This window comes from Desulfitobacterium elongatum (assembly GCF_055378975.1).
Genome location: NZ_AP038772.1, coordinates 3,463,300 through 3,476,657 on the forward strand (window position 1 = coordinate 3,463,300; position 13,358 = coordinate 3,476,657).

The window sequence follows — 13,358 nt, forward strand, 5'->3', positions numbered from 1 at the left end:
ATGAGCCTGATATAATAAAATCACTACGTGCACTAGTTTCCAGTCGGATACCAAGGCCTTTATAGCCTCCACGTGATATCCCTTCAATTCTTGTACAATTACCATTTTACGCATTGGTGAACCCCTCCGTATTATGGCGTTACGTACGCCTTGCTAAACGTCCATTTACCTGCTACCATAGCTCTTTCCACACTAGGAAGCTCTCCGTGATTATGGCGAACTAATATTAGGTCTGCTTCCTTGTCTTCTTCTAATGATCCAATCCGGTATGCTATGCCAACCGCTATGGCAGGGTTGAGCGAGGCGTAAGAAGTCGCTTTATGAAGACTCATACCCTCAAGAGTAAATACGGATGCTAAAAGTGCAAAACAATAGTAATCTGAACAAATAATATTCGCTAGTCCGTTCATTATGGCATATCGTGCCGAGAGATTGTCAGAATGTGATTTATTTCGCAAGAGGTTTGACGTACCAACAACTGAAAACATATTATTATCGATTGAATACCTTGCTGCGTTTTCATTAAGGGGAAATTCACTAATAGTCGATCCTTTAAGGCGAAAAGTATCCACCCTTTTTAGGACTGTCATCGTCATGGCTAGCAAATGGAATATTATGCTTTGCCACAATCTCCATTAGCTTTTCGCTCACCTCATTATCAACGCCCTTGGGCATTTCCCATTGTACTTGAGTATAGTTTTCTAGTTCTTCGTCAGTAAAGGTGCTGTTTTTCTCAACGTAATTCTTGTATTCAAAATAGGATACAAACCTTGAATACCGAGGCGAGTGATCCATAACAGAAAAAAGGTGAACGGTGTCAATTAACTATTTAAAATTAAGAAGGGGCCGTACGCAACTTGGGATCTTTAAACTATTTCCTCCACCCTCAACCGCTCTTCAATTAAAAACAAAATGCGCTGGTGTGAGAATTTCTATCTTCTCAACCAACGCATTAAATTATTGTTCATCGAATTCTTCGAGCAGGGAATCCCTGCTGTTTATCGTCTCTAAGATTTCATCAAACCTTTGTTTCGCTTTTCACCCAAACTTCTTACTGTGGCAATAGGTGAGGCATTGATATAAACTCTGCTTTTTCCCATGCTCTACACCGTGATGACAGTTTTCCGTTACACGACGTTTAAAATAGTGATTGCCTAAATTTCCACATATACCCTCTCGGATAAGGCGAAATGTTCCCATGAACGTACCCGGAAAACATTGCGCCCGTTTCTAATACAATTCCGGAAATTCTCAAACCCTAAAACCCGCATGAATAGTGGATTCTTAATCTGTGAGTGTTTTCAAACTTATTACGGTCTCAACGTGCCTTGAGGATACAAAAAAGATGCCGTTTGACTCTAGTATCCCCCTGGCGGCGGGGTATCTTTCAGAAATCACAGCCTGTTGCAGGCTTTTTTGCAGGATTAAGAACCGTATTTTGCTTTACAACCTTAGTAATTGTAAGCAATAAAACCTTCAAAAGAGTGTTGACCTCTTGAAGGCTTTATTCGATACAATTTCATACCAACAATTTATTGCATAAAATCGGCGGCTATAAACGGAACACCAGACTCTAATAGTCTCTCTCCTCAAGAAATTTTATATCATTTTTTCTTAACAATCTTCCTATCTCATATATAGCGCCTAATTCAAAATTCTTGACCTCTTGAATAACTTGGTTACTGTCTACATCCCGATAATACATTCCATCAAACTTAATCTTTTCATATAGCGAGGCTAAATCAACCATCTCTGTTGGATGGATTATACCTTCTCTTTTTATAATACCACTCAAAATTGAATGATTTCCATTATGGACAATGGTAACCCCGATGGGCAAGAATAACTTTGACATGTGATTCAATTTTTGAAATTCAAATTGGTTTCCACAATCAGTACCTATTCCTGTAATAGTAGTTTCGAATCTGCTCATATTCCAAGCAACAGGAATGACCAGGTTATCTTTCAGACTTATTGATATTTTTTCATTGTTTTCGATAGTATCACAATCACTAATATAATTTTTATTTTTTATATAATGACACAAATCATAAAACAAAACATCTACATGGTCGACTTCTTGACCAGTAAATAATTGCATTAAAAGCCTCTGTAGAACCGAAGAACCTATTGCATTAATATATCTATAAATTGGATGCAAAAAATCGCCGGACATTTTTGTTTTATCAATAATGTTTTGAGCAATAGCAATGATACTCTGCAAATGTCTTTTCATATCTTCATTTTTTTTATTTATAAAAAACATTGCCCTTATCTCCTTGCGGTGTATGCACTAATAATCATTGGTTACTTTTACCGATATTTCTGTGCCAAATATGTTGATGTAGTCTATAAGCCTGTTTTGAATCTTTGCAAAGGGCTTTTAAGACCATATTCGACACTCGAGAGTGCTTTTTCAAAAAGCTAATTAGTCGGTCTTTTTTTATGAATCTCCAATCCTCTTTTAATTGAGACGCTAAGGTATCAATTTGCTCTATGCTATATTGACCGTTTATTTTAGGATTAACGTATCCAGTTACAACATATTCCTCGTTGTTATAACTGAAGGTAAATTCCGGATCTCCATAAATACTTGGTTCAACTGACTCCAACTTATATTTACAGCATACTTCTTTGAAATGAAGAAAAGTCTTGTATTTTTCATCATTTCGACGGTAATAAGCGACATCTGCCTTTATAAACGGGGCTCCTATAACATTTGCATATAACGATCGGTGATTTCCGTCACGTCCTACCTTGTACACATCTTCATCGCTAAAATATATGAGAGCGACAGGATCATATAAATTTTCATACCAAGCATAAAGCTGTCCAAGGGCATCGTCTCTTATATGCTCTATTGCTGTAGCCATCCTATATACATTTAATTCTGATTCATATCTTCCGGTCGCATTATCGTAAAATGAAGCACATACATTAGCCCTGGAAATACCTATAATTTTTTTTGTTTCTACCAATACTTTATTTTTGTCGTTCTCCGATATGTGCTCATAATACTCGTAATACTCAAAGAAATCTTTTGGATTATTGGCCTTGAGATATGCTATATGTTCTGCCGATACTCCTTTTTGTACTAATGCTCGTTCTAAATCAACATTATATACTATATCGTTTGCCTCCATATAATCCATAATTTATTCCCCTTATAAAGATCAGGCATTAGATTACAGTTGATTGAGTAACTGTTGCCCGTCAAACATCTCTAATGAAGCATCGAGTCAGTTTTGTGTTTTATTTACCTATAAATATGAGATAATGCTCTCCGATGCAGAACCGGCCTGGGCAATTTTAATATATTTCAAGTAATCGACGGCTTGTTTCAAAAATGCACTTAGATACTTCGTTTCCCTTTAGCACACTTAACTCATTAAGACAGTACGTCAAACTTCGCTTTAGTTGCTCAACCGTTTTAATATCAGAGATGAACGGAGCATCAGATTCTAATAATAATCGTTCGACAGGAATTCTCTGTATTATCGACTGCCCGTTTCGAGAATTAAACATATACTCATTTACCGAGAAAAAGCAGCCAAGGTCTATAGCTCTATCCAGCTGTTTTAATGTCCCAGAATACCAATGCAGGATACATTTATTATGTTTTGTGCAATCATATTTTTCTAAAATATCCAGCACATCTTTATCGGATCGAACAGAATGTATTGATATAATCTTCATTGGTGATCTTTGACACCACTCGATAATTTGTGAGAATACACCTATCTGGCGTTCCTTGGAATGATAGAACTGCTTGTTGAAATCCAAACCAATCTCGCCAACGAATTTTGTTGTGTGTATATATTTTTCAATGAGAGCAAGTTCTTGGAATCTATTGAAAACAAGTTGCGGATGTAAACCCAAGGCAACTTGAACATTAGAAAAATTCCCAAGCCTTTTCTGTTCAGTCTCAAATGCCTTTGGCGTTGTTGTCATCGCCAATAGATTTATTTTCTCTTCCAGAGCCGCTTTGCTGAATTCATGCATGGATTGCATCAAATCTACATGGCAGTGCATATCATAAACATCCATAACCGGTCACCACACCATATCTCCTTTATACGCTTTCTTGTGTCTGCCTCTCACTTTCGGAATTTGTTATTATGAAATTATCAACTTCCAATAGCCCTCTCCAATATACTTCCGATAACTCTTGCAGATAAGCGCTATCGCCAGGAAGGGGACCGCTCTTGTGTATCAGAATTTTTGCCAGCTGCGGTTGCTCCTTAATTTTTTTAATTGCAATTTGAAAAGAGCGAAGTTGTACTCCTTTTCCTTTTGCATGATTGACAATTATTTCTGAAACACGGTCTATTAGATAAGGAGTACAGTCCTTTTCTTCTCTGAAAGCCTTATTCATAGCTGCCCTGCGGATTATGCAAGGTACACAATACCCGCAATGTTGAGGAGCAGAACCACTCCAACGAGCTTTATGAGGAGAAGAACAGGAAATTGAATCTTGTATCACTTGCAGTAGAAATTCCTTGTTCAAACACTCGTCAGCCATTTCACCTTTTGTTTTGTTCCAGTATGGATTCCGAACGGATAATTCAATTCCTAATCCATTTAACGCCCGATTCCACGACTCCAAGTAGAAGGGATGTGTCGTTCGTGTACTGTGGGAACCAATACGCAATTCATCCAACGGAACATTCAATGCTATCAAGCCGTTTTCAGGAACTTCCAGGGTCATCACCCCTTTCATCCCACTCATGGCAAAGATACCAAACGCTATGAATAGAAAAGAACGGCTTCTTGTTGAGTTTTCTATGCCCCCACCAGGGATTATGTTTTTATCAAAAACCATCCATAAATCGAGATATAGCGGATAGATATCAGGATATTTTTCGCGAAAACAACTCAACAGCTTGCTTTGGGCGTTTTTTGTATATCCATCTCCAGCATGGCTTATAAGGGCTATTTTATTATGGTTTTCGAGGTGATTAATTGTACTGATTAAGCTATCCATTCCACCAGAGAAAAGAGTAACCGCATCAAAATTCGGCGGCTTTGCATCATCTTTGGGTTTCTCTGAAAACTCTTTATCTCTTTTTTTGAACGATATTATCCAACGATCTCCCGTTAGGAAATTTAGCATCCTTGTAAACAATTCTCCAAGAGGCACCCACTTTTCAAGGTGAAAAACGGGTATTTCAATGGCAATTTCTCTTGTCCAACTATCTTGGGAGTGGAGGCTTCGAGAAATTCGAGTATCGGCAAGATAGATCATACCTGCGAGGCTGAGAATATCAATGCCCTCTTCGGTTGGATATAAACCATTCTCTTTAAGTTTTTCCAGAGCATGACCTATACCAAACCGAAGAGAATTATCATTACCCTTGAAAGGTATGATAACCTCTATGTAATCTTCTTTTTTCGTAGACACAACTTCTTTGCAATCATAATCGCCGACAAGAAGGTATTTATTCATACGCTATTCCTCCAGTTCTGATAAAATATCATAAGCTGTTCGATAGATGGAATCCACTATAGCTTTTGTTTGCGATGTATCTATAGATCGAATGTCTATTTTAAGCTTGGAGACAGCATCCGAAACCGCCCCCTTTATGTAGTCTTTGAGTTGCCCCTGAATGCTTTCTACTTGAGCGACATCTTTGGGCAAGGCAAATAGTTTATTTCCGATGTCATTTACAAGCCTTCCCTCAATAACATTAGCCATATAAATCTCAGCAAAAGCGAGAAACTCAGGAGGGGTAAGGGATTCAATCGGCTTGTTCTCCCAGTCAGGCAATGTAGAAAGTGCTTCAATATAAGAGTTTCTGGCAATTCCTTCATCAGTACTCCCTCCGTCGGGACAAACAAAATCCATAATACGGAGTAAAACATCAGATGCACTTTTCCCAATAATATCCCCAAGTTTATAATCTCGGCTTGTATCAGCTACACCACGACTCGCAAAACTGCTAAACACAGAAAGAAGGCGGGTTGTGCTGTTTCGTGCCGAACCCAACCGGGTAGTCGCGTTTTGCGAACCTCCTAATGAATGCCGGACGTAATTAGACGCTGCCCGATGTAATTTTTCGCTCCCGCTACCACCACTATTTACATATCGCGTAAAGTTACTACGAGGCGCTGAAAAGCGTTTGGGGTCCGCTGGTTGAGGTTGTTCCGGTTGGGGTTGCGCTGGCTGAGGTTGTTCTGGCTTTTGATCGCCATCATTATCACCCAGCCAGGAAGGTACTAACGGCGTATTGCCGTTTTGTCCCCGATTACTTGTTGATGTTCCCATTTCCAGCACCTCACTTCCGCGTATTTTTCAAAGCTGTCTTTACAATGATGCCGCCTTCTTTAGATAGGCTTTCGTAATACTTACTCAAACTTGATTTAGATTTTTCCGAAGTTAAGCATTTATCCCATCCAGTACAAATCCAAGCCCCAACTCTCTTGCAATCAAAAGTCTCAATCAAGCCAATCAGCGACGGCTCTAATTCGGCATGATGGGAAACAAGTGCTTTGATCCCTTCAATTCCATTAGGCTTATTAGCAATGTCGCCATTCCTGAAAATCTTTGAGGATAGAACCTCGAAGACTTTCTTAGCGTCTGAAGGAGACAACGCCTTAATCTCATCATTTGCGCTGGCTATATTCATTTCGCCGCCCATAAGCTTACTAATGAGGTTCCGAAGCTGTTCAGATTTAACTTGTGCAAAGAAAAAGTCTTCTTTTTCTTTGCTGGCAAAAAAGTATGGACGCAAGTCAATTTCGCCCAAGTAGGGTTCACTGGATGCCCATGCGGTAAAATCGGCATTACTTTCCCATGCGACTAAGTCTTTGTCTTTTTCAGGCTTTGATATTAAAGTCGGTGTTTTTGTTTTTTCTTGTTTCGTTTTTTCCGCATCCTCATCCGCTGTCTCAGACTCCTTTGAAAGCTGCTGCTTTTGAATTTCAAAGGTATGAAGCAAAGAACACTTTCCATTGTCATCTGTTAAGGTTGCTATTTTCTTATATTCGTCTACGTAGAAATATTCCGCGAGCATCATTTTTGCCAGGATAGGTATCTGTATGGAATCTCCAAAACCCCTGGCTCCGGCAATTTTATCTCTCAGCAACAGCATATTGATAAAACGTTTGATTTTTCGCGGATTACCTTGGGTGTTCTTCGCTAATATATCAGCTATCTGGTTCGATACGGTTATCTCATTTAATACAGATGTATATTGATCTCCGAGAGCTTCCTTGAGCTGTTCAATTGTGAAGCCTAAATTCTCCCACGGCTTTTTCATTTTATCAATCGCGACCGTCAAGAGCTTATCAAACTGAGCGCTATCCTCATTTAATCGTGATCCTATCAGAAGTAGAGTTATATACATTCCGGACTCAATTTCACCCAATGCGGGAATTCTAAACGGCACTTGAATCAATTTTTCTAAGTAACGCTTTGAGTATTCAAACCCCGTCCGGATGTCGCCCTCATCGGGCAAATCAGGGAAGTGATTTCGAACTGCGTATTCTATCATTGCTTCGTCTGCGGCTATTACGAAAGCCGTAGACTTAGAGAACATAAATAGGCGAACAGCCTCCAATGTTTCGATTGTGACCTTGGGCAGACATCTGTCCAAATCATCTATGAGCACCACAAGTTTTTTAATCTTCGATTCTTTTAACAGATCTTCAAAAGAAGTTTGGAATTCGGAGAATTCCTTTGCCAGAGAATTGTCTTCAAACACTTTGGCGTCCGTGAGATATTCGCCCACGCTCTCAATAGCGGTCGTTACTTTTTCTTTATCGGTTACTGAACCTTTTAGATTCTCCATCAAACTGCTTAGTAACCCAATGGGAGGAATACCAGTAGCGGCAGAAAAAGCTACACCACCTGCGGCTTTTGCCACACTAAGCCAATTGATGTTCTTCCAGAGCTTTTTCAATATATCCTTTGCCTTTTCAGTGGGTTTTCGCTTTTCTGTTAATTCGGAAACAATCGCGCTCATCAAAGCTATCTTAGCATCTTCGAAACCTTGATGTTTCCAACCGTTGAAGCGAATGCACTCGATACCATCTTTTTGCTTTGAAAGCTCATCCTCGACCATTGCCAAGATGCTCGATTTTCCGGCACCCCAATCCCCATGAACCCCAATAGAAATAGGGCGGTCGTCACACTCTATAATAAGTTCAGCAACCGTCTTGGCGATGGCACGATTGTTTAGCATATCAATTTTTGTTTCATTATCTGATAGAATCATACCGATACCCCCCAAAACCCCTTAGCACTTAATGCCCGGAAAACGCTGCTTGAATCGCCGCTTTGCCTTAGCATATATCTTTGTCAATCCTTCAATATCCTCTCTACTTTCCATTAATACTATATCTACACATTCATCCGGTGTAAAAAGATGTAACGGCACACTCAAGCGGTTCATCCGGTCAAGCATTGCTGTTTTAAGTTCATCATCAGTTAAACTGAGTTCTTTCTGACAATGTATAACAGCGCTTGTGATGCCAGGCGCCATTGTAACTGTAGAATCTTTGTAAGGGAAAAAATGCTTAGCAAGAATATCCAGATACTGAGGATCGTAGTTGTTACCAAGGCCGCTCAAATCATAAAACACCACTTCTGATAACATGCCTAGCGCATCTTTTATCTTCTTTTCTTCTATCAGATAATTATGCATATGATGTCGGCAGTTTCTGTATAATCCAAAGTTACCGGATGCAAAGTGTTCCATGCTACGCCTATTTAGATAACCCCATATTTTATCTCGGTATGGCATATAGGGCGGTTCATGTATTATTTTATTAAGCGACCAAATATCCAGGTCTTCAAGAGAATGCCGGTGTATATATGGCACATAACCTTCTTCAGTAAGTGCTTGCTTTCCCAGTTCAGTTAATTGATAGGTTCTCTTGGCAAAACGAGAGTTAAGCTCTTCATGAGATACCGCTTCCATCAAACGCTGTACCAACTCGTCTTTTTTGCCGCTCACTTTAAGCCCGTGTTTTTTCAATTCCTCCTTGAGGACTGTTGCGGTTTCTTTTTCAATGGCACTCTGCATGTTTCCGACTTGCAGAAATCCTCGTTCAAGCAGGGAACGAAGACATTTGTCAACATCCCTCACACCATATCTGTACCACCAAAAGCCTTGAAAAGAATTACCTTCCGTATAGTACGAACCAGCATAATCAAGAACCAGCACCTCATGAGGATATAACCCGTGCTTGCTTGCAATGGCGTCTTTGATCCTTTTCTCAGCTGGAATAACTTCCTCTGCTGTAGATGGTATTATTTCTGAAGTCACCTTTATGAATGACGATATATTGGATTTAGTTTGTTTTGATGTTCCAACCACCATGCTATTCTGTGAATGTGACTTTTCACTATTGGCTGGTTTCGGTTTCCTTCTGAAAAGATCGAAGAATGACACGGTATACCCCCTCTCTGATTTTAATCAATGCAAAAGACCGCCTGCAAGTCTTTTCAGGCGGCATTTATTTCAATTCATCACGAAGCTGATTGATAAGCAATTTTTCTCGTTCTTCGAGGAATACGTCAAAGTTGGCGAAAGAGAGATCTACTTCAGGCACAAAGTGCTTTTTCTTGTAATCGGCAAGCTCGCCTGCTGGCACCACTTCTTTCAACCACTTTTCGAAGTCCATAGCCTTCTTTTCAATGTTGGGTATACCCTCTAACAGCTGGAGATTACCGATATAATTGTAGTTCGCCATGAAGTCATCGATTTTATTTTCGGGCACACCTTTTGCTTTCAGCTTTTTAGCGGTAAACTCGCTCTTGGGGAACATATGGTCAACATCGAAGTGATGCCGTAAATCCGCCCAAGGATATAAAATTGAGAGGATAACAAGCGTGTCGCCCTGTCCATATTTCGAATACATTAAGTTGTTTATATCATCATCGGTAAACTGCAAGGCGCGATGAGTACCTTTGAAGTGCGCGAATATCTGATCGGTAGGAAATCCGTTAACGCCATGTTTCTGTATGATTTCTCTTACAGGTTTCAGCACACCATCCGGCATAAAGCTAAATACTCGCTTCAGCAAAGATGATACGAACCAAAGCTTGATTTTACGCCTGTCTTCCACCCTCGATGTAGAGACTTCAAAGTTGTTTGGCAGTCCGATAGTTTTCAGGTAATAAGCAATGGGAATAATCAGGTTGTTTGAGGTGATGTTTTCTCTGCTAAATCCAAAGCTACTGATAAGTCTCAGTGCGTCACGGATTGCTTTCGTAATGTTTTCCCATTGACTTTCGATTTTCAGCATGTTAGTACGGCTGAAGTTATCAACCTTAAAGGATATATCCTGCAAGTCGCAAAGCACCAAACATGCTTTGAGAACAATATCTTTTCCAATATTAAATCCTCTGCCTATGTCATTAATCTCATCGACAAAGTCGATGATCACCTCTCGGGCATCTCTATTTTTCCATTGTGCTGTTGCCACAGACAGAAGTAGGTCGGCATAGCTCAGTGTTGTTCCGCCACTGTTCACGCGGATGAATATATTAAGCACTTTGTCAAGCTCCGTGCTTTGCTCCAGATAGTAACTGATGATGCCGTTCACATGGACTACAGTATGTAGTTTTGAAAGCGCTCTATTGGCGAATTTAGCTTTTTCCTTATCAGGATTCGAAGATAGTCCAGCTTCAATCATGTAATTCATTACTTCATGAAGCTCTTTTAAGTCCAGTATTTTCCCGACAAGAAACCAATGATGATTTTCGTCATTCTCTTTGGCTTCTGCGTCTGTCAAGAATTCAAACCCATATTCGAGAGTATCGTCCTCCGGCTTTGACAGCAGATTTAGATAGAGCTTCTTTTTCGGATAGGCTTGTGGGTTATCCCAACGCTTATATGACAGTTTTGATGCATATGTGCCTTTAAGCGCTATGTATAGGGAGGTTAATCTTTGCTGACCATCTAATACCGCCATTACGTCGTCGCTGCCGCTTACGTTTGCTTTCGGGTTATGACGATTGTCTTTCTGATGGTAATCACGTAAGAATTCGTAAAACTGAAACTCTGACACTTTCTCTTTTGGAATTTTCCAAAACAAAAAAGCATTGATGGGATAATCCCGCATCAGGCTGTCGAACAGCATCTTGATTTGCTCTTGGTCCCACACGAATTCTCTTTGAATAGACGGCAGGAGATATTTCTTTGCGTGAATATCAGTAATTACGTCATTTATTGTCAGCGGTGTTTGAAACGACATATCTTAAGTCCTCCAAAAATTATGTATTAAAGAAATTGTGCAAATAATCAACCACACGCTGTTCCAACTGTTCTGCCGTATATTGGCAAGGTTGTAAGCGTTCAGCCCATCTACGGCCGGGATGCAAGCAATCCCATGGTGATTTTTGCTGATTGTATCTTCCGCTGCCGGGATCATGATTCCCAAATCCGTCAAGCACCCGGTTCCATACGGGCTGAAATCTCTCAATAAGCAATGATTCGGTTAGCGGTATCCAAATATCATCCACAACGAGAAAACGGCAGAAGAAGTGGTTTGTGTCCAAATTACCAGCAGCAGATATAGAATCCCCATGCTCTGCGAGCCTTTTTTGAAGGGCTTGTCCATGGTCTACATCCAATCCCAATCCGCCTTTACGAGCACCAGCTGGCACTGCCTTGCCAACATAAATCGGGCATCGGAATTGATTATCCCGATTCACAGCCGCAAGTTCTCTGTAAGCAGAAAAAGGGCCAGTATAGTACAAAGCATATACACCCGCACCTATAAAAGGTTCGGGTGGTATGGGATGGACGTTTGTTGCGAGTAATGCTTCGGCTGCGCTTTGGCCGAGCTGCTTCTTGTCGAGTGGGTTAAACGGCTTTATAACCGGAATATCGTTGTTTTTCATATTCATTCAACCTTTCAAGTTGGTGGAAAACAGAGTTGCCAATAATATTGGCTAACTGTACGGGTACTGCGTTTCCGATCTGACGCATGCTTTCTGTCCACGATCCGTGGAAGATATAATCATCAGGAAACGTCTGCAGCCTTGCGCTTTCCCTAACTGTATAATATCTGAGCGAACCATCATCCAGCACAACCATGTTCTCGCCTCCCGGAACGCCGTGTGCCCCAGCCTTCAAGGTTTTTGAGGGTTCGTCCATGACGCTTCCGGAGTGTCCCGGATATGGTTTGGCGCCAGCTCTGAATTCATGGTTTTTGAATCTGCTACATTCTTGATTAAGGCGCGGATCGGGTAACCCGTCGAAAGCGTCACGTATAGTTCTCCATCGTATGGATATATCTTCACAATCTGTGGCTTTGAGAATACGCAGACGCTCTTTTTCGGATATTGTCGGACGTTTTGCTTTCGCTATTTTGTGTTCTTCCCAATATTCGCCGCTTATCCATTTTGAATAGCGCAAAGCGTCCTGAGAATGTGTTGGGTTAGGGAATGACCAGTTGGCATTCAGGTCGTTCCTGAAGCCAACTATAATTACACGGTGTCTCGCCTGTGGGATGCCATAGTCAGCTGCGTTAACCAGACGGAAGACTACGTTATAGGAAAGTCCGTGATCTCCAACCGATGTATGGTATTCCTCTAAAGTTTTCAGATGATCAAGCCAGGTCATTCCTTCTTTTATTGTCACTTCAGGATGCGACAATTGTAGCAGGATATAATTAAAGTATGTACTGAAAGATTTTCTCAGTAATCCCTTCACGTTTTCGAAGATAAACGCTTGAGGCCGCAGTTCACGAACAGCCCGTACAGCTTCTGGGAACATATCCCTTTTGTCATTATACGCCTGATGTTTGCCACCTAAAGAAAATGGCTGGCAAGGAGGCCCGCCGGCCACTAATTTGATGTTGCTACCAAAATCATCATAGTGAACCAATCTCACATCGGTTTGAATGACATTCCAATGTTGAATAAGAGGGTTGCCCCTCTGAATGTTGGCCTTTATATTGTAGCATGAGTCCTTATCCCATTCTAGCAACGCCCGATGGTCGAATCCCGATTGCTGTAAACCTAACGCAAGACCGCCAGTCCCACTGAACAATTCGATTGATCTGTACAATGTGAACACCTTCACTTTCTGATTGTCTATATAATCAATCCTAGTCTTCTTCCATTTCCATGATATCTGAAATATCACATTTTAGGGCGGTGCAAATCTTTACAAGCACCTCAGTTGTGACGTTTTCATTTTTCCCTAACTTAGCCATAGAAGCAGGGCTGATACCGGATAACTCCCGCAGATCCTTCTTCTTCATATTCCTATCAATAAGGAGCTTCCACAGCTTCTTGTAGCTTAATGCCATTCTTTCCACCCCATAGATTTCGTTTATAAAATAATAGCATAATATGGGGTTGTTTTCAATCAAAAAATTCGCGAACATGAATTAAAAGTACG

Annotated in this window: 12 protein-coding genes; all 12 read right to left on the reverse strand. The window is 40.6% G+C overall.

Annotation, left to right across the window (positions count from 1 at the left end; translation table 11 throughout):
* Positions 1–131: 131 nt before the first annotated feature.
* Positions 132–629 (reverse strand): amidohydrolase family protein, encoded by a 498-nt coding sequence (locus ACZ42W_RS16385; protein WP_464166345.1) that lies wholly within the window; start codon positions 627–629, stop codon positions 132–134.
* Positions 630–1,573: 944 nt separating this feature from the next.
* The gene (locus ACZ42W_RS16390) at positions 1,574–2,266 is read right to left on the reverse strand and encodes a DUF6710 family protein (RefSeq protein WP_464166346.1); all 693 of its coding nucleotides are present in this window, start codon (positions 2,264–2,266) and stop codon (positions 1,574–1,576) included.
* A 34-nt stretch (positions 2,267–2,300) separates the two neighbouring features.
* On the reverse strand, positions 2,301–3,152 hold the full coding sequence (locus ACZ42W_RS16395) for a hypothetical protein (protein ID WP_464166347.1): 852 nt from the start codon (positions 3,150–3,152) through the stop codon (positions 2,301–2,303).
* A gap of 157 nt (positions 3,153–3,309) precedes the next feature.
* Positions 3,310–4,047 carry a Qat anti-phage system TatD family nuclease QatD gene (gene qatD, locus ACZ42W_RS16400; RefSeq protein WP_464166348.1) on the reverse strand — a complete coding sequence of 246 codons (738 nt, stop codon included), beginning with the start codon at positions 4,045–4,047 and terminating at the stop codon, positions 3,310–3,312.
* 25 nt (positions 4,048–4,072) lie between these two features.
* The gene (gene qatC / locus ACZ42W_RS16405) at positions 4,073–5,446 is read right to left on the reverse strand and encodes a Qat anti-phage system QueC-like protein QatC (protein ID WP_464166349.1); all 1,374 of its coding nucleotides are present in this window, start codon (positions 5,444–5,446) and stop codon (positions 4,073–4,075) included.
* Between the two features lie 3 nt (positions 5,447–5,449).
* The gene (gene qatB / locus ACZ42W_RS16410) at positions 5,450–6,265 is read right to left on the reverse strand and encodes a Qat anti-phage system associated protein QatB (RefSeq protein ID WP_464166350.1); all 816 of its coding nucleotides are present in this window, start codon (positions 6,263–6,265) and stop codon (positions 5,450–5,452) included.
* Between the two features lie 10 nt (positions 6,266–6,275).
* Positions 6,276–8,216: a Qat anti-phage system ATPase QatA gene (qatA, locus tag ACZ42W_RS16415; protein WP_464166351.1), complete on the reverse strand. Its 1,941-nt coding sequence runs from the start codon at positions 8,214–8,216 to the stop codon at positions 6,276–6,278.
* Between the two features lie 21 nt (positions 8,217–8,237).
* Positions 8,238–9,395: an SAP domain-containing protein gene (locus ACZ42W_RS16420; RefSeq protein WP_464166352.1), complete on the reverse strand. Its 1,158-nt coding sequence runs from the start codon at positions 9,393–9,395 to the stop codon at positions 8,238–8,240.
* 64 nt (positions 9,396–9,459) lie between these two features.
* Complete coding sequence (locus ACZ42W_RS16425; RefSeq protein WP_464166353.1) at positions 9,460–11,202, reverse strand: DUF262 domain-containing protein; 1,743 nt, start codon at positions 11,200–11,202, stop codon at positions 9,460–9,462.
* A 19-nt stretch (positions 11,203–11,221) separates the two neighbouring features.
* A complete protein-coding gene (locus ACZ42W_RS16430) occupies positions 11,222–11,851 on the reverse strand; it encodes an Eco29kI family restriction endonuclease (RefSeq protein ID WP_464166354.1) in 630 nt (209 codons plus the stop codon).
* Complete coding sequence (locus tag ACZ42W_RS16435; RefSeq protein WP_464166355.1) at positions 11,814–13,022, reverse strand: DNA cytosine methyltransferase; 1,209 nt, start codon at positions 13,020–13,022, stop codon at positions 11,814–11,816. Before ACZ42W_RS16435 ends, ACZ42W_RS16430 begins: the two co-directional genes overlap by 38 nt.
* A gap of 40 nt (positions 13,023–13,062) precedes the next feature.
* Positions 13,063–13,266 carry a helix-turn-helix domain-containing protein gene (locus tag ACZ42W_RS16440; protein WP_464166356.1) on the reverse strand — a complete coding sequence of 68 codons (204 nt, stop codon included), beginning with the start codon at positions 13,264–13,266 and terminating at the stop codon, positions 13,063–13,065.
* Positions 13,267–13,358 lie beyond the last annotated feature (92 nt).

What these genes read in the sequence shown, in the direction of transcription:
- ACZ42W_RS16390 (WP_464166346.1), bottom strand. Translation starts at nt 2,266, where the DNA reads ATGTTTTTTATAAATAAAAAAAATGAAGATATGAAAAGACATTTGCAG.
- ACZ42W_RS16395 (WP_464166347.1), bottom strand. Translation starts at nt 3,152, where the DNA reads ATGGATTATATGGAGGCAAACGATATAGTATATAATGTTGATTTAGAA.
- qatD (WP_464166348.1), bottom strand. Translation starts at nt 4,047, where the DNA reads ATGGATGTTTATGATATGCACTGCCATGTAGATTTGATGCAATCCATG.
- qatC (WP_464166349.1), bottom strand. Translation starts at nt 5,446, where the DNA reads ATGAATAAATACCTTCTTGTCGGCGATTATGATTGCAAAGAAGTTGTG.
- qatB (WP_464166350.1), bottom strand. Translation starts at nt 6,265, where the DNA reads ATGGGAACATCAACAAGTAATCGGGGACAAAACGGCAATACGCCGTTA.
- qatA (WP_464166351.1), bottom strand. Translation starts at nt 8,216, where the DNA reads ATGATTCTATCAGATAATGAAACAAAAATTGATATGCTAAACAATCGT.
- ACZ42W_RS16425 (WP_464166353.1), bottom strand. Translation starts at nt 11,202, where the DNA reads ATGTCGTTTCAAACACCGCTGACAATAAATGACGTAATTACTGATATT.
- ACZ42W_RS16430 (WP_464166354.1), bottom strand. Translation starts at nt 11,851, where the DNA reads ATGAAAAACAACGATATTCCGGTTATAAAGCCGTTTAACCCACTCGAC.
- ACZ42W_RS16440 (WP_464166356.1), bottom strand. Translation starts at nt 13,266, where the DNA reads ATGGCATTAAGCTACAAGAAGCTGTGGAAGCTCCTTATTGATAGGAAT.